Source organism: Arenimonas sp. (assembly GCF_036275555.1).
Classification (GTDB): Bacteria; Pseudomonadota; Gammaproteobacteria; order Xanthomonadales; family Xanthomonadaceae; genus Arenimonas.
Genome location: NZ_DASUDO010000011.1, coordinates 1 through 16,146, shown reverse-complemented (window position 1 = coordinate 16,146; position 16,146 = coordinate 1). Strand labels below are relative to the sequence as shown.

At 70.8% G+C, this 16,146-nt stretch carries 16 protein-coding genes; 6 read left to right on the top strand and 10 right to left on the bottom strand.

Annotated elements, in window-relative coordinates; translation table 11 throughout:
- Positions 1–6 precede the first annotated feature (6 nt).
- The 4 genes from VFV21_RS03555 to VFV21_RS03540 all read right to left on the bottom strand — a co-directional run bounded on the left by VFV21_RS03555 (position 7) and on the right by VFV21_RS03540 (position 1,612).
- Positions 7–339, bottom strand: a complete 333-nt coding sequence (locus VFV21_RS03555; protein WP_329668109.1) for a hypothetical protein — start codon at positions 337–339, stop codon at positions 7–9.
- A gap of 157 nt (positions 340–496) precedes the next feature.
- Positions 497–622 carry a type B 50S ribosomal protein L36 gene (gene ykgO / locus VFV21_RS03550; protein WP_005913193.1) on the bottom strand — a complete coding sequence of 42 codons (126 nt, stop codon included), beginning with the start codon at positions 620–622 and terminating at the stop codon, positions 497–499.
- Between the two features lie 96 nt (positions 623–718).
- Complete coding sequence (locus tag VFV21_RS03545; RefSeq protein ID WP_034211078.1) at positions 719–1,345, bottom strand: TetR/AcrR family transcriptional regulator; 627 nt, start codon at positions 1,343–1,345, stop codon at positions 719–721.
- Between the two features lie 9 nt (positions 1,346–1,354).
- Positions 1,355–1,612: an acyl-CoA-binding protein gene (locus tag VFV21_RS03540; RefSeq protein ID WP_034211080.1), complete on the bottom strand. Its 258-nt coding sequence runs from the start codon at positions 1,610–1,612 to the stop codon at positions 1,355–1,357.
- 146 nt (positions 1,613–1,758) lie between these two features.
- Between VFV21_RS03540 and VFV21_RS03535 the strand changes: the two genes are divergently transcribed.
- Complete coding sequence (locus VFV21_RS03535) at positions 1,759–3,747, top strand: SDR family oxidoreductase (protein WP_329668108.1); 1,989 nt, start codon at positions 1,759–1,761, stop codon at positions 3,745–3,747.
- Positions 3,748–3,795: 48 nt separating this feature from the next.
- Here the strand turns inward: VFV21_RS03535 and VFV21_RS03530 are convergent, their stop codons facing one another.
- The 3 genes from VFV21_RS03530 to VFV21_RS03520 form a co-directional block, all read right to left on the bottom strand.
- Positions 3,796–4,842 (bottom strand): restriction endonuclease, encoded by a 1,047-nt coding sequence (locus VFV21_RS03530; protein ID WP_329668107.1) that lies wholly within the window; start codon positions 4,840–4,842, stop codon positions 3,796–3,798.
- A 190-nt stretch (positions 4,843–5,032) separates the two neighbouring features.
- Complete coding sequence (locus VFV21_RS03525; RefSeq protein WP_329668106.1) at positions 5,033–5,659, bottom strand: phasin family protein; 627 nt, start codon at positions 5,657–5,659, stop codon at positions 5,033–5,035.
- A gap of 110 nt (positions 5,660–5,769) precedes the next feature.
- Positions 5,770–7,032, bottom strand: coding sequence for a patatin-like phospholipase family protein (locus tag VFV21_RS03520; RefSeq protein ID WP_329668105.1), 1,263 nt, complete (start codon positions 7,030–7,032; stop codon positions 5,770–5,772).
- A 111-nt stretch (positions 7,033–7,143) separates the two neighbouring features.
- On the opposite strand from VFV21_RS03520, the gene VFV21_RS03515 reads away from it, so the two are divergent.
- The gene (locus VFV21_RS03515) at positions 7,144–7,914 is read left to right on the top strand and encodes an FFLEELY motif protein (protein ID WP_329668104.1); all 771 of its coding nucleotides are present in this window, start codon (positions 7,144–7,146) and stop codon (positions 7,912–7,914) included.
- On the opposite strand, the gene VFV21_RS03510 is transcribed toward VFV21_RS03515, so the two are convergent.
- Positions 7,859–8,134 (bottom strand): polyhydroxyalkanoic acid system family protein, encoded by a 276-nt coding sequence (locus tag VFV21_RS03510; RefSeq protein WP_034211089.1) that lies wholly within the window; start codon positions 8,132–8,134, stop codon positions 7,859–7,861. The genes VFV21_RS03515 and VFV21_RS03510 overlap by 56 nt on opposite strands.
- 99 nt (positions 8,135–8,233) lie before the next feature.
- Here VFV21_RS03510 and VFV21_RS03505 point away from each other — a divergent pair, with 99 nt between their 5' ends.
- Positions 8,234–9,103 (top strand): FHA domain-containing protein, encoded by an 870-nt coding sequence (locus VFV21_RS03505; protein WP_329668103.1) that lies wholly within the window; start codon positions 8,234–8,236, stop codon positions 9,101–9,103.
- Here the strand turns inward: VFV21_RS03505 and VFV21_RS03500 are convergent.
- Together VFV21_RS03500 and msrP are read right to left on the bottom strand one after the other, a co-directional pair.
- Positions 9,079–9,711 (bottom strand): sulfite oxidase heme-binding subunit YedZ, encoded by a 633-nt coding sequence (locus VFV21_RS03500; protein WP_414638468.1) that lies wholly within the window; start codon positions 9,709–9,711, stop codon positions 9,079–9,081. The two genes, VFV21_RS03505 and VFV21_RS03500, sit on opposite strands and share 25 nt — an antisense overlap.
- Positions 9,702–10,592, bottom strand: coding sequence for a protein-methionine-sulfoxide reductase catalytic subunit MsrP (gene msrP / locus VFV21_RS03495; protein WP_414638475.1), 891 nt, complete (start codon positions 10,590–10,592; stop codon positions 9,702–9,704). The genes VFV21_RS03500 and msrP overlap by 10 nt, the downstream gene beginning before the upstream one ends.
- Positions 10,593–10,746: 154 nt before the next feature.
- On the opposite strand from msrP, the gene VFV21_RS03490 reads away from it, so the two are divergent.
- The 3 genes from VFV21_RS03490 to pheA all read left to right on the top strand — a co-directional run.
- Positions 10,747–13,938 (top strand): PAS domain S-box protein, encoded by a 3,192-nt coding sequence (locus tag VFV21_RS03490; protein ID WP_329668101.1) that lies wholly within the window; start codon positions 10,747–10,749, stop codon positions 13,936–13,938.
- A 63-nt stretch (positions 13,939–14,001) separates the two neighbouring features.
- Positions 14,002–15,087 (top strand): 3-phosphoserine/phosphohydroxythreonine transaminase, encoded by a 1,086-nt coding sequence (gene serC, locus VFV21_RS03485; protein ID WP_329668100.1) that lies wholly within the window; start codon positions 14,002–14,004, stop codon positions 15,085–15,087.
- A gap of 120 nt (positions 15,088–15,207) precedes the next feature.
- The coding region (gene pheA / locus VFV21_RS03480) for a chorismate mutase (protein WP_414638474.1) at positions 15,208–16,146 on the top strand (939 nt) is incomplete at its 3' end.

Sequence of the window (16,146 nt, the reverse complement as noted above, 5' to 3'; positions counted from 1 at the left end):
CGTTGCTTACTGGACGGGCTTGGGGCCGGCCTCGGTCGGGGTCGCCTTGATGGCCACGGCATCGACCACGTGGCTGTGTTCGAAGTAAACCGAGTAACCGGCGTAATCCCAGCGGGTGATCGGCGGGTTGTGGGCGCGGTCGCCCGGGCCCGCGACGGGGGCGTGCTTCTGCTGCGGGGCGCCGAACTTGGCTTCGACCTGGGCCATGGTCTGGCCGCGGGCCGGCATCGACTGGCTGGCCTCGGCCTGCACGCGCTCCACCAGCAGCGTGTCGGCGTGGGCGGGCGCCTGCAGCAGCAGGCCGGCGCTCAGGGCGAGGGAAAGGGTCAGGGCCTTCATGGTCCACCTCCACGGTCGTCGGGATGACGGGTAGGCCGGGGATCATCGCAAAACCCGCGCGGCCGCGCCATGTCCCGGCCGGGCACGGGTCCGGCGCGGGCCGGAAACGAAAACGCCGGCTTTCGCCGGCGTTTCGGTCAACCCAGGCGGCCTGCGCTCAGCGCTGGCGGGCCTTGAAACGCGGGTTGGACTTGCAGATCACGAAGACCTTGCCGCGGCGGCGCACGACCTTGCAGTCGCGATGGCGGGTCTTCGCCGACTTCAGGGACGAGAGCACTTTCATGGCAGTTCCTTGGAATGGGGTTGGGGCGATAAAGAAGCGGGAGTATAGCCCAGCCCAAAACCGCTTGCAATACAACCCGTTGCCCGGCCCCCGGGCTCAGCGCAGGTAGGCCTGGGTGAGGGTGTTGAGGTGGACGCGCTCGGCGTCGCGGAGCAGGGGGGAGAGCAGCATCATCACCTGGACGATGCCGCTGCGGATGGCCTCGTCCTCGTCCTTGTCGCCGCGGACGCTGGCGTAGTTCATCCAGAAGGTGGCGATGACGAGGATGTTGGTGGCGGTGGCCTCGACCTCGGCGGCCGAGGCCCGCATCACGCCGGCCTGGACCAGCCCCTTCATGCCGGAGGAGGCGCCGTCGGCCGCCCGCTTCAGGATCCGGGCGAAGCGCAGGCGCAGGCGCCGGTTGCGGCTGAGGATGTCCACCAGGTCGCGGTACAGGAAGCGGTATTCCCAGATGCACTCGAACACCAGGTGCAGCTGCAGCCAGATGTCCTCCAGGTCCCGCAGCCGGCTGTCGGGCGACACCAGGGCCGTGTCCATGCGCTCTTCGTAGCGCTGGAACAGCTGCTCGATGATGTCGTCCTTGTTCCGGAAGTGGTAGTAGAGGTTGCCCGGGCTGATCTCCAGCTCGTCGGCGATGTGATTCGTGGTGACGTTCGGCTCGCCCTGCTGGTTGAACATGCGCAGGGCGGTGTCGAGGATCCGCTGGCGGGTCTGGCGGGCCATGGGGCGGCCTCAGCCGCGCAGTTTCTTCACGAGGTCGACGTACTTCTTCATCGCGTCCTCGGGCTTGGTGCCGGCCAGCTTTTCCCAGGCCTCGTACTTGGCGGTGCCCACGAAGTCGAAGAAGCCCGGCTTGGGCCCGCTGACGTCGCCTTCCGAGCCCTGCTTGTACAGGCCGTAGAGCCGCAGCATGGTGTCGTTGTCGGGCCGCTCGGCCAGGTTCATCACGTCCTGCGCGGCTTTCTGGAACTGCTCTTTCAGGTCTGCCATTTCTTGTCCCCGGGTTGAACCCCGGGTGATATCACGGCCCCCGGGGACGGTCAACGCGACGTTTGCCGGCACGCGGGCGGTCTGGCAAGTTAGGCGGAGGGAGGCCGCCCATGCGGGCGGTCCAGGGCACAGGGCAGGGAGAGGTCATGAGCTATTTCGTCACCGGCGCCACCGGGTTCATCGGGCGCTATCTGGTCAGCAACCTGCTCAAGCGCAAGGGCAGCGTGCACGTGCTGGTCCGCAAGGGCTCGGAGAAGAAGCTCGAGGCGATCGCCGCCAAGATGGGCTGGGACCGCAAGCGCATCGTGCCGGTGCCGGGCGACCTGTCCAAGCCGAAGCTGGGGCTGAGCGCGGCGCAGGTGAAGGCGCTGGCGGGCAAGGTCCAGCACTTCTTCCACCTCGCGGCCATCTACGACCTTTCGGCCGACGCGGCCTCGCAGCAGGTCGCCAACATCGACGGTACCCGCCACGCCATCGAGCTGGCCGCCGCCCTCAAGGCCGGCTGCTTCCACCACACCAGCTCGATCGCCGCGGCCGGCCTGTACCCGGGCGTGTTCCGCGAGGACATGTTCGAGGAAGCCGAGGGCCTCAAGGATCCCTACCTGCGCACGAAGCACGAGTCCGAAGGCATCGTGCGCAATGAGTGCAAGGTGCCGTTTCGCATCTACCGCCCGTCCATGGTCATCGGCCATTCCAAGACCGGCGAGATCGACAAGATCGACGGCCCGTACTACCTGTTCACCCTGATCAAGAAGATGCGCCAGACCCTGCCGCAGTGGGTGCCGACGCTGGGCATCGAGGGTGGCCGCATCAACGTGGTGCCGGTGGATTTCGTCGCCGACGCGATGGACCACATCGCCCACAAGAAGGGCCTGGACGGCCAGTGCTTCCACCTGGTCGACCCGGAGCCGATGCGCTTTGGCGAGCTGATGAACACCTTCTGCCGCGCCGCGCACGCGCCGGAAATGACCATGCGCCTGGACGCGCGCATGCTGGCCGTGGTGCCGGGCGCGGTCCGCAGCGCGGTCACCAACCTGCCGCCGGTCAAGCGCTTCACCAGCATGCTGCTGCGCGACCTGAAGCTGCCGCCCGCCACCCTGGCCTTCATCACCTACCCGACGCGCTTCGACACCCGCGTGGCCGAGCGCGCGCTCAAGGGCAGCAAGATCGCCGTGCCCGACCTCGAGGGCTACGCCTGGCGCATCTGGGACTACTGGGAGCGCCACCTCGACCCGGACCTGTTCGTCGACCGCACCCTGCGCGGCCATGTCGCCAACAAGGTGGTCGTGATCACCGGCGGCTCCTCGGGCATCGGCCGCGCGTCGGCCATCAAGGTGGCCGAGGCCGGCGCCAAGGTCATCATCGTCGCCCGCGGCGAGGAGGAGCTGTTCAAGACCCGCGACGAGATCATCGCGGCCGGCGGCAAGTGCTGGGCCTACACCTGCGACCTCACCGACCTGGCAAGCTGCGACGCGCTGGTCAAGACCGTGCTCGACGAGCACAAGGCCGTCGACATCCTGGTCAACAACGCCGGCCGCTCGATCCGCCGCTCGGTCGAGCTCAGCTACGACCGCTTCCACGACTACGAGCGCACCATGCAACTGAATTACTTCGGCTGCCTGCGCCTGATCATGGGCTTCCTGCCGGTGATGACCCAGCGCCGCAAGGGCCACATCATCAACATCAGCTCGATTGGCGTGCTGGCCAGCTCGGCCCGGTTCTCGGCCTACGTGGCCTCCAAGGCGGCGCTCGACGCCTTCAGCCGCTGCGCCCAGGCGGAGTTCAGCGGCAAGAACATCGCCTTCACCACGGTCAACATGCCGCTGGTGAAGACGCCGATGATCGCGCCCACCAAGATGTACGATTCGGTGCCGACCCTCACCCCGGAAGAAGCCGCCGACCTGGTGGTCAAGGCCATCATTGAGCGGCCCAGCCGCGTCGCCACCCGCATGGGCATCTTCGCCGCCACGCTCAACGCCGTGGCGCCCAAGGCGTACGAGGTGATCATGAACACTGCGTTCGAGATGTTCCCGGACTCGGCCGCCGCCAAGGGCGACCGCAAGGCGCTCAAGGACGAGAAGCCGACCAACGAGCAGGTGGCGTTCGCGGCGCTGATGCGCGGCGTGCACTGGTGATCCACGCGCCTCCCTCGCCAGCGGGCGGGGAGGCGGGCGGCACGGGCGTTACTGGCACTGCCTCCAGCGCACCGGCACGGTCGACTCCGCCGGCGGCTCGAGCTGCAGGCGCGTGTAGCGCAGCTCTTCGTACTCGACCAGGATCGCGCAGGCCTCGTTGACGATGCCGGCGTCGATGCCGTCTTCCCGCACCAGGCTCACCACCAGCGTGGACTGCGTGGACCAGTGCGCGCGGTTGGCCTGGTCGAGGTCGGCGACGCGGCTGGCGGCCTGGCGGCGGCGCAGCGCGCGCTCCTCGTCGCTGAGCTGGGCGACGGCCGCGAGTTCCTTCATCGCGTCACTGGCCTGGCGCGAGGCCTCGTCCTGGAATTCGGGTTCGGCGGCGGCTGCCGCGGCCGGGGCCGGGGCTTCCGCGGCCACCGCCGGGCCGGCCGGCGCCTGGGTGTTGGCCGGCGCGGTCGAGGGCAGGCCCGCTACGGGCGGCAGCGGCGGCGCATCCGCGCCCAGCTGGGCCAGGCCGAACACGACCATGCCCAGGATCAGGCTGCCCACCGCGCCCATCTGCTGGCCGCGGCGGATGCCGGCGGCGGCCTGGTGCCGGATGTCCTCGACCAGGTGCGCCGGTGCGAACGGTTCGACCTGCGGCCAGAGGCTGCGGCCATCGATCAGGTCGACGCCGTAGCGGCGCGCCAGGTCGCGCGCGAAGCCTTCGGCACTGCCCAGCGTGACCAGCATGCCGGTGGTGGCGCCCTGCAGCTGCACCGCGTTGGCGAAATCGCGGACGTTGGCTTCGCCGAGGCGGTAGGCGGTGCCGTGCTTGTAGCCCAGCAGGCAGCGCTCGTTTTCCTTCACCAGCAGGAACTCGGCGCCACCGTCGCCCGGCTGGCGGCTCGAAGGCAGCTCGGTGTAGCCCTTCTCGGCCATGGCCTGCAGCACCAGGCCCGCGCACTCGCGCCACTTCATGCCGGCCAGGGCCTGCACGCCGGCGCTGTTCTCGGCCAACCGGCGACGGTGGATGCCGAACCACCAGGTGCTGGCCAGCAGCGCGATGGCGGCGGTGACGACGGCGGCGATCCAGGGGCTGACACCAAACATCCGATGGCTCCGAACTCAATCTGCGGGGTGCCAGAGGATAACGCGGAAAACGCGCGCCGCAGGCCCGGAACGACAAAGGCCCGGCGAGGGCCGGGCCTTTGTCCGTCACGGGAAGATGTCCGCCAGCCGGGAAGCCGCAAGGGGAGGGAGCGTACGGACTCCGGTTACTGGCTGGCGGACATGAAACGGGTCAGTCGGCCTGCGGCGCTTCCGGCTTCGGGGCCTTCGGCAGCGCCGGCTTGCGGCTGGCGCGGGGCTTGCGGGCGGCCGGCTTGGCCTTGCGCGCGGCGGGCTTCGCGGCCTTGGCGGCCTTCTTCGCACCGGCCTTCTTCGCGGCCGGCTTGGCGGCCGACTTGGCGCGCGGCGCGGCGCCGCCCTTGCCCAGCTTGCGCAGCTCGGCGTTGAGTTCGTTCACGCGGGCGTTGAGTTCGGTGAGGTCCTCGCGGCCCGGCACGCCAAGGCGGTTGAGGGCGCGCTGCACGCGGGTCTCGAACACGGACTCGAGGCGGTCCCAGGTGTCGACGGCGCGCTCGCGCACCACGCCCACGCGGTCCTCGACGGCGTCACGCACCGCGTCCACGCGGCCGGTGGCCAGCTGGCGGGTGGTCTTCTCGATGGTCATGCCTTCCTTGACGAGCGCCTCGAACAGCTTCGAGCCCTCGCCCTGGGCGCGGGTGAAGGCGCCGACGCCGGCCATCCAGATCTGCTGGGCGGACTCGACGATCGAGCGCGACATCTGCTCGGCCTTGGCCTGCAGGTCGGCGTTCGACTTCGGGGCGGCTTTCCTGGCACGCACGGTCTTCTTGAGCTTGGCCATCGCGAGGTAACTCCGTTCGGTAAGGGGTTGGGCACGACGCCCGAGTGGCGCCAATTTGCGCCGCGTGTCTAGAGCATTCACACCAACGCGCGGCACGCCGCGCGCGGTGCTCAGCGCCGGCGCGCGGGGGTGGCGCGGCGACGGTTGGGGCGTCGCGCCTTGACGATCGATTCGACGTCATCCAGCGCCACCCGCAGGCGCGCCGTGGTGTCGGTGGTGCGCGGCACGATGCCCAGCCCGTCCATGATCGACAGCGACGGGTCGTCCAGCACCTCCGCCCGCAGGCGCAGGCCGTGGCGCGCCAGCACCGGGGCCAGCTGCTCGCGGCGCCGGCGCAGGTCGGCCAGGGTCGAATGGAAGGCGTGTTCGCACACCCGCTGCCGCGACGAGTAGCTGAAGACGTTGGTGAAGAACATCTCGCCGTCGTCCTCGTTCGGCTCGAACACCACCTGGTCGGTGTCCGGGTACTGCTGGGCGTACTTGGCCAGGCCGACCTGCATGCGCGACTGCAGGATGGTGCGGAAGGTCTGCGACAGCACCACCGGCAGGCCGCCCTGGGCCAGCTTGTCCATGCCCTCGGGCGGGCGGCCGCCGCGGCTGGCGTTGAAGGGCACGAAGGGGTTGATGCCCAGCATCAGGTCGATGCCGTGGTCGAGCACCACCGAGGCGTGCATGGTCCGCCGCAGCGCGCCATCGACGAAATGATGGCCGCGGATGTCCACCGGCGAGTACAGGCCGGGCAGGGCCGAGCTGGCCTGCACCGCGCGCGAGATGCTGACGTCGTCCCAGCCGGGGCTGCCGAAGCGCACCGCTTCGCCGCTGTCGAGGTCCACGGCGACGACGTAGAGCTTGGCGGCCAGCTCGCGGAAATCGTTGCTGCGGCCGCGGATGGTGAAGACCTCGCGCAGGAAGCGCTCGATGCCGCGGTTGTCGAACAATCCCGTCGGGATCGCGCCGCCGAAACGGCTGACCAGCTCGCTCAGGTGCGAGCCGGTCGGGTCGGTGAGCACGTCCTTCCACCAGTCGAAGGCCAGGCGGGGGATGGCGGCGGCGCGCCGCGCGTACTCCAGGAAGGCCGGGCGCAGGAACATCTCGGGCCGGAACTTCACCTGGTCGCTGTCGCCGGTGATGAAGATGCGGCACATCTCCGCAGTGTCGAGCCGGTTGGCCAGGCCCGCGGCCAGGAAGGCGCCCGAGCTCACGCCGACGTACACCTCGAGCTTGGTCAGGTCGAGGCCTTCGATCGCCACGTCCAGGGCGCGCAGCGCGCCCAGCTCGTACATGCCGCCGATCGGCCCGCCGCCGGCGATGGCCAGGCCGATCCGGCCCTCGCTGGGCTGTCGGCGCTTCCGGGCGGGCTGCAGAACTAGCATGCTATGGGGGAACTCCTACGAAGGCGCGGCGATTGTAGCCCGCCCCAGACCCCGGACAAGTGTGAGCGATCGCAGTTCCTTACCCGGCCTTCACGCGCCACGGCCTGCCCCATGAGCGCCTCGCCCCTTCGCCAGAAACTGGCCCGGCGCCTGGCCTGGCAGCGCGACGTGCACGACCCGGCCCGCGACCCGCGCAACCGGCTGCCGGTGCTGGCGCGGCTGCGCGCCTGGCAGACGCGGCGGCTGGCGGCCAGCTTCGAGGACTTCCTGGCCAACCCGCGGATGCGTCCGGCCGCCGAGTTCTTCCTCAGCGACCTCTACGGCGAGAAGGACTTCTCGGCCCGCGACCGCGACGTGGCGCGGATCATGCCGCTGATGTCACGCCTGCTGCCCGATACCCTGCTGGAGGCCGCGGCCGACGCGATCGGTCTGGCGGTGCTGAGCCATGCCTTCGACCTGCGGATGGCCGAGCAGCTGGCGCGCCGCGAGGCGCCGGACGCGGAGATCACGCTCGCCGACTACGGCGTGGCCTATCGCGCCGTCGGCCTGCCGCGGCTGCGGCGGCTGCAGATCGAGCTGATCCTGGGCGTGGGATGGACCCTGGACGGCGCCGTGCACCAGCGCGGCGTGTTCAAGCTGCTGCGGGCGTCGCGGCTGCCGGCGCGGGCGGCCGGGCTGTCGGAGCTGCAGGGTTTCCTGGAGCGCGGCTTCGGCGCGTTCGAGGCGCTCGACGGCGCCGGCGAATTCCTCGAGGCCATCGGCCACCGCGAGCGCCAGGCGTCGGCCCGGCTGTTCGCCGGCGACCCGGACCCGTTCGCGACCGGCGCTAGCCGAACTCCTCGTCGAGGTAGCGCTGGATCTCGCGCTCGATCGGGCCCTTGATGGCGCCGAGCAGGAAGCCCAGCGTCGCGGTCACGTGGATGTCCTTGGGGCTGACGGCGATGTGCCCGTCGACGCCGCCGCGCGAGAACTCCATGGTGTTGCCGTTCCAGCCGTACTCGACGTCGAACTTCTCGGCGATGTGTTCGGCGACGCGCTCGATGGCGGCGCGGGCTTCCTTCAGCGGACGCGAATGGCTGCGGCGGATATCGATATTGGACATGGTTGCCCTCCTCGGCGGCCTATTCTGCGTTGCTTTGGCGTAACCACCAAGGGCGTGGCCGCCGTTGGCCATGTTAGATTCCCGGCCGGAGGATCCTGGATGCAGTTGACGTTCCCCAACGGTGAGCACGCCAACGTGGCCCTTCGGGGGGAAGTGATCGTGGGCAGCCGCGCCGGCAGCCGGGTCTGCCTGCCCGACGCCGGCCTTGCGCCGCACCACGCCAGTTTCCAGCGCGATCGCCGCGGCCTCTGGCTGCGGGTGCCCGCCGGCGTGCACGGCGTCCACCTGAATGCCCGCCCGGTGCGCCGCCTGGCCCAGCTGCGCCCCGGCGACCTGGTCTGCCTGGACAAGGTGCGGGTGGTGGTGCGCGCCGACGACGAGCCGGCGATCGAGCGCCGCATCCCGGCCGCCGCGCCGGGCGCGATGAGCGAGGCGCAGCGCGTCGCCGCCGCCCGCGTCGTGCTGCGCGGGCTGTCGGGCCAGCACTTCGGGCGCAGCTACACGCTCACCGAACCCCGCCTGATTGGCCGCTCCGCCTCGGCCGACATCCGCCTCGACGACGCCGGCGTGGCCGAGCGCCACGCCGTGGTCGAGCTGCACGCCGACCGCGTGGTGCTGCGCGCCATGGGCAATGACGCCAGCCTGGTGAACGGCGTGCCGGTGCGCGACGCCGTGCTGTCGCCGGGTGACCAGGTCGTCATCGACCAGCATCGCTTCCAGCTCGAGGCGCCCGGCCTGCCGCTGCGCGGCCAGATGGACGCCGGCAAACCCGCCAGCACGGCCCACACGCAGACGATGAAGGCCGTTCGGGTGCCGGTGGCGCGCGACCCGGTGCCGGCACCCGAGCCGGCGGCCGCCGAACCGGCGCGCAAGGACCCCGGCCCGCTGTGGTGGCTGATCGCGGCCGCCACCGTGCTGGCCGCGGCCCTGACCGCGCTGCTGGTCTACGCGCCGCGCGCCGGCGGCTGAGGCGCCGGGCGGCGCAGCCGCCACCACAGGCGTACGCCCAGCAGCACCGCGAGGATGGCGGCGTACACCAGCGGTTCGCGCAGGTCCGACTTCACCAGCCACAGGAAGTGCAGCACGGCCAGCACGCCCACGGCATAGACCAGCCGGTGCAGTTGCGACCACCGGCGTCCGAGCCGCCGCATCCAGCCGCGCGTGGACGTCAACGCCAGCGGCAGCAGCAGCAGCCACGCCGCGAACCCGACCGTGATGTAGGGCCGCTTGACGATGTCCTCGAAGATTTGCGTCCAGTAGCCGCCCAGGTCCAGCACCAGGAACACCGCCAGGTGCAGGCAGGCGTAGAAGAAGGCGTACAGCCCCACGAGGCGCCGGAACCGGATTGGCCAGGCCTGCCCCGTCAGCCGCCGCAGCGGCGTCAGCGCCAGCCCGAGCAGCAGCAGCCGCAGGGCCCATTCGCCGGTTGCGTGGGTCAGCGCCGCCACGGGGTCGGCACCGAGGCTGTCGTCGATGACGCCGCGAACCAGCGCGGCCAGCGGCAGCAGGGCCAAGGCGTGCGCCACCGCCTTGAGCCCGACCCAGCGCCAGTCGACGCCGCCGCGCGCTAGTACCACTGGCGCAGGTCCATGCCCGCGTAAAGGCCGGCGACCTGCTCGCCGTAGCCGTTGAAGGGCAGGGTGGGGATGCGCTCGGCGAAGAGCTTGCTGGCGGTACCGGCGATCCGGCGCTCGCTGCGCTGGCTCCAGCGCGGGTGGTCGACGTCCGGGTTCACGTTGGAATAGAAGCCGTATTCCTCGGGCTGCAGCATGTTCCAGCTGGTCGGCGGCATCGCCTCGGTGAAGTCGATCCGGATGATCGACTTGATGCTCTTGAACCCGTACTTCCAGGGCACCACCAGCCGCAGCGGCGCGCCGTTCTGGTTCGGCAGCGGCTTGCCGTACATGCCGGTGGCCAGCAAGGTCAGCGGATGCATGGCCTCGTCGATGCGCAGGCCCTCGCGGTAGGGCCAGTCGATGGACGGGTAGCGAAGCCCCGGCATCTGGCGCGGGTCGGCCAGCGTGGTGAACGCGACGAACTTGGCGCGCGAGGTGGGCTTGAAGCGCTTGAGCACTTCGCCCAGCGGCAGGCCCTGCCAGGGGATCACCATCGACCAGCCCTCGACGCAGCGCAGCCGGTAGGTTCGGTCCTGCACGGGGGTGATCTTCAGCAGGTCCTCGAGCGGGAAGGTGCCGGTGACCTCGGCCTCGCCGCCGACCACCACCGACCAGGGCGAAGGCTCGAGCGTGCCGGCGTAGCGCGCGGGGTCGGCCTTGCCGGTGCCGAACTCGTAGAAATTGTTGTAGCTGCTGGCGTCCTCGAAGCGCGTGAGCTCTTCGCTGGCGGGCGTCGCGCCGCGGGTGCCCGGGGCGGCCGCGGTCGGCGCGGGGGTGCCCGCGTCCTGCGCACCGGCGCAGCCGGCGAGCGCGAGCAGCGGGCTGGCCAGGCCCAACTGCATCAGCTGGCGGCGGGCCCGGTACACGGGTTCGGGCGTGATCAGGTGGGCGGGCAGGTCGGGGATCGTGGTCTTCACGCTCGGGTCTCCAGCGGGGCCCATCCGGGCCGGTTTCGGTGGCTATACTCCTGACCAGAGGGGGCCACCGGGGAAAAGGATGCGCCTGGTCGACGCGTTCGCTTCGTCGGAAAGCGTGGTCGCGGTCATGCGGGCCGCGGACGGCGTGTTCCTGGCGGTCAACGATGCTTTCGAGCGTAGCACCGGCTACCGTCGCGACCAGGTGACAGGCCGGTTGCCGGTGGAAGTGGGCCTGTGGCCCGAGCCCGATTTCCGCGCCCGCCTCTGGAGCCTGCTGCGCGCCGACCGCCGCATCTCGGCCTTGCCGATGCGCCTGGCCCGCGCCGATGGCCGCATCGTCCCGGGTCACCTCTCCGTCGAGTTCGCCACCGAAGACGGCGAGCCGGTGCTGTTCTGCCTGCTGACCCTGCTGCCCGAGGACACGCCGGTCGAAGGCCCCGGGCCGGACAACGCGCTCTACCGCTCGCTGTACCTCGCCGCGTCCGAGGGCATCTACCGCAGCCTGCCCAACGGCGGCTTCCTGGACGTGAACCCGGCGATGGCCCGCCTGCTGGGCTACGACTCGCCGCGCCAGCTGCTCGATGAACTCTCGCGCGACACCGACCACCTCTACGCCGACCCGGGCCAGGCCGAGGCCTTCCGCCAGCAGCTGCTGGCCGGCGGTCGCCTGGAGCGCCAGCGCGCCCGCGTGCACCGGCGCGACGGCCGCATCATCTGGGTCAGCGAGAACGCCCGCGCCATCCGCGACGCCGGCGGCACCGTGCGGTTCTTCGAGGGCTCGCTGGTGGACATCACGTCCCAGGTCGAGGCCGAGCAGGCGCTGCGGCAGTCGCAGGCGCTGTACCAGGTGCTGGTGGAGAACAGCCGCGACGGCGTGTTCCTGATCCAGCGGGGCCGCATCGTGTTCGCCAACGGGGCGATGGAGCGGATCCTCGGCTACGGCGCCGGCGAACTCCAGGGGGGCGAGTACATGGCCCTGGTCGATCCGGTCGACCGGGACGCGCAGGCCGGGCGCCGGGCCGAACGCGAAGCGGGCTCGCGCAGCGCGCAGGTTTACGAGATCCACCTCAGGCGCAAGTCGGGCGAGCGCATCCTGTGCGAAGTGCGCGCCGACGCGGTCGAGTACCAGGGCGACATCGCCTCCACCGGCACCCTGCGCGACGTCACCGAGGACCGCCGCCGCCAGCGCGCGATCGCCGAGGCCGAGCGCCGCTACCGCGAGCTGTTCGAGAGTTCGCCCGCCGGCCTGTTCCGCACCAGCCTCGACGGCCGGATCATGGAAGTGAACCCGGTGATGGCCGGCATCCTCGGCTACGACAGCCCCGAACAGCTCAAGGCGGAAGTGCCCGACATGGGCGCGGTCTATGTCGACCCGGGCGAGCGCGAGGGCCTGGTGGCGCGGGCCGTGCGCGACGGCGCCTTCAGCCACCACGAGACCCGGGTGCGCACCCGCGGCGGCGGCCAGAAGTGGGTCAGCGCCAGCGTGCTGCTGATCCGTGACGAGGCCGGCAACCCGGTGCACTTCACCGGTTCGGTGCTCGACATCGACGGGCACCACGCGATGCAGCAGGCGCTGCAGCGCTCCGAGGGCAAGTACCGCACCCTGGTCGAGCACAGCCAGGTCGGCGTGTTCATCATGCGCGACGACGTCTACACCTACGCCAACCAGGCGCTGTCGACCATGCTTGGCCTCGACGACGGGGCGCTCGAAGGGCGCAACTACCGCGAGATCATGGCGCCCGAGTCGGTGCCGCAGTCCGAGCTGCGCGACCGCCAGCGGCGCGAGGGGCAGGCCGTGTCGCCGGACTTCGAGACCTGCCTGCTGCACCGGGACGGCCGGCGCGTGCACGTGCGCGTGAGCATCGGGCCGGTGCTGCTCGACGGCGTCGAACACCTCACCGGCACCGTGCTCGACATCACCCGCCAGCGCGAGGCCGAGCAGCGCCTGCGTTTCCACGCCACCCACGACCCGCTGACGGGGCTGCCCAACCGCATGCTGTTCAACCAGCGCCTGGCCGAGGCGATGCTGCAGGTCAGCCAGGCCAGCGACCGGCGGCGCCGGCGCTACGCGGTGCTGTTCCTGGACCTGGACGGCTTCAAGTGGGTCAACGACAGCCTGGGCCACGGCGCCGGCGACCGCCTGCTGTGCGAAATCGCGCGCCGGCTCGAGGACGGCCTGCTGCAGGACGTGCTGATCGCCCGCTACGGCGGCGACGAGTTCACCCTGCTGCCCGATGGCGACTGCGACCACGACCGCGCCGTGGACATCGCCCGGCGGGTGCTGCGGCTGTTCGAGCAGCCCTTCGACATCGGCGGCCAGCAGGTGTTCTCGGCCGCCAGCCTCGGCATCGTGATCGGCCGCAGCGAGTACGCCTCGCCCGACCAGGTGCTGCGCGACGCCGACACCGCGATGTACCGGGCCAAGGCCGCCGGCAAGTCCGGCTTCGTGATCTTCGACGAAGGCATGCACCAGGAGGCGCTGGCTAGGCTGCAGCTCGAGACCGATTTCCGGCTGGCGTTCGAGCGCGCCGAATTCCGGCTGCATTACCAGCCCATCATCGAGCTGGCCAGCGGTCGCCTGGTCGGCGCGGAGGCGCTGGTGCGCTGGCGCCACCCGACCCGCGGGCTGCTGCCGCCGGCCGAGTTCCTCGGCATCGCCGAAGAGACCGGGCTGATCGTGGACATGGATGCCTGGGCCCTGCGCGAGGCCTGCCGCCAGCTGGGCGAGTGGCGCCGGCGCTATCCGGAGCTGGGCCAGCTGAGCATGAACGTCAACGTGGACGAACGGCAGATGGTCTCGCCCGAGATCGTCGAGGAGGTGTTCCGCCTGATCCAGGAGCACCAGCTGCCGCCGGCTTCGCTGCGGCTCGAGGTCACCGAAACCGCCTTCCGCGCCGGCCGCGGCCAGGCCGAAGAGCGGCTGCTGTCGCTCAAGGCGCTGGGCGTCGGGCTGGTGGTGGACGACTTCGGCACCGGCTACTCCTCGCTGGAGTCCTTCGCGGCGTCGCCCTTCGATGCGCTGAAGATGGACCAGGTCTTCATCCGCGACATCGAGACCAACCCGCGGCACCGCGCCATCGTCCGCACCATCACCGGGTTCGCCGACGAACTGGGCCTGGCGCTGACGGCCGAAGGCATCGAGACCGAGGGCCAGCGGGCGCTGCTCGCGTCGGTCGGCTGCCAGTTCGGGCAGGGCTATCTGTTCTCGCGCGCGCTGCCGGCGGAGCAGTTCGAGCAAAAGCTCTTGGCGAGTGCGCGCATCGTCGGCTGAGCTGCTTCCGAGGCGCGGTTTCGCCGTGCTAGCCTGCCAACGACTTACCCCGAGGTGTTCCCGATGTCACGCGCCTTCAATTTCAGCGCCGGCCCCGCCGCGCTGCCCGAGCCCGTCCTGCGCCAGGTCCAGGCCGAATTGATGGAGTGGCAGGGGGAGCGGGCCTCGGTGATGGAGGTCAGCCACCGCGGCGCCGCGTTCGTGGAGTGCGCCGCCGCCGCCGAGCGCGACCTGCGCGAGCTGATGGCGATCCCCGACGACTACCACGTGCTGTTCCTGCAGGGCGGGGCGACCACGCTCTCGGCCCTGCTGGCCTTGAACCTGGCGGGTCCGGACCAGGTCGCCGACTTCGTGCTCACCGGCCACTGGGGCGAGAAGGCGGTCGACAACACCCGGCCCTCGATGAAGGTCAACATCGCCGCCAGCAGCAAGGCCGGCGGCTACGCCGACATCCCGGCGCGGGGCGGCTGGCAGCTCACGCCCGGTGCGGCGTTCGTGCACTACACGCCGAACGAGACCATCCACGGCGTGGAATTCCACGACATCCCCGACGTCGGCGGCGTGCCGCTGGTGGCCGACGTGTCCTCGAACTTCCTCTCGCGCCCGGTCGACGTCAGCCGCTTCGGCGTGCTCTACGGCGGCGCCCAGAAGAACCTCGGCCCCTCGGGCCTGGCCATCGCCATCATCCGCAAGGACCTGCTGGGCAAGCACGGCCGCGAGCTGCCGCCGATCTTCGAGCTGCTCAACCAGGCCAACAACGATTCGATGTTCAACACGCCGCCTACCTTTGCCTGGTACGTGCTGGGGCTGGTGCTCAAGTGGATCCGCGCCGAGGGCGGCGCCGCCGCGATCGGCGAGCGCAACGCCCGCAAGGCAGCCGCGCTGTACGCGGCGATCGACGGCTCGGGCGGCTATTACCGCAACCCGGTGGCGCCGGCCGCGCGCTCGACCATGAACGTTCCCTTCTTCCTGCCCGATGCCGCGCTCGACAAGCCCTTCCTCAAGGAAGCCGAGGCCGCCGGCCTGCTGGGCCTGAAGGGCCACCGCGCCGTGGGCGGCATGCGCGCCTCGATCTACAACGCGATGCCGGAGGCGGGCGTCGCGGCGCTGGCCGACTTCATGGCCGACTTCGCGCGCCGGAACGGATGAGCCGTGGCCACCCGCAAGGCTCCCCCGAAAGCCGGCCAGGCACCGCCCGCCGCTGAGTCGCGGCGCAAGGCGCCGGTCGCCCGCAAGCCGGCCGCCAAGCCGCGGGCGGGCAGTGCGCCGTTGGCCAGCGAGCCCGCGCCCGTGCTGGCCGAGGTGCGCGAGCGCATCGACGGCATCGACCGCCAGATCCAGGCCCTGATCGCCGAGCGCGCCGGCTGGGCGCGCCAGGTCGGGAAGGCCAAGGGGCCGCTGAAGGCCGCCGTGGATTACTACCGCCCCGAGCGCGAGGCGCAGGTGCTGCGCCAGGTGCTCGACCGCAACGACGGCCCGCTCAGTGACGAGGTGCTGCTGCGCCTGTTCCGCGAAATCATGTCGGCCTGCCTGGCCCAGCAGGAGCCGCTCAAGGTCGGCTACCTCGGCCCCGAGGGCACCTTCTCGCAGCAGGCGCTGCACAAGCACTTCGGCCACTCCGCCAAGGGCCTGCCGCTGGCCAGCATCGAGGAAGTGTTCCAGGAGGTGGAGGCCGGCCACGCCGATTTCGGCGTGGTGCCGGTGGAGAACTCGGGGCAGGGCACCATCCAGTCCACCCTGGACATGTTCCTGACCTCCTCGCTGAAGATCTGCGGCGAGGTCGAGCTGGGCATCCACCAGTACCTGCTGGGGCGCACCGGTCGCATCGAGGACATCGAACGCGTCTACGCGCACCCGCAGTCCCTCGCCCAGTGCAAGGCGTGGCTGCGGGCCAACCTGCCCAAGGCCGAACTGGTGCCGACGCCGAGCAATGCCGACGCGGCCCGCCGCGCCCGCAATGCCGACGATGCCGCCGCGCTGGCGGGCGAGTCGGCCGGCCACGTCTACGGCCTCAAGACCATCGCCGGGCCGGCCAACGACCGGGCCGACAACACCACGCGCTTCCTCGTGCTGGGCCGCGAACTGCTGCCGACCTGCGGCCACGACCGCACCTCCCTGCTGGTCTTCGTCAACGACCAGCCTGGCGCCCTGTTCGGCATCCTCAAGCCCTTCGCCGACGTCGGCCTGTCGCTGAACCGCATCGAATCG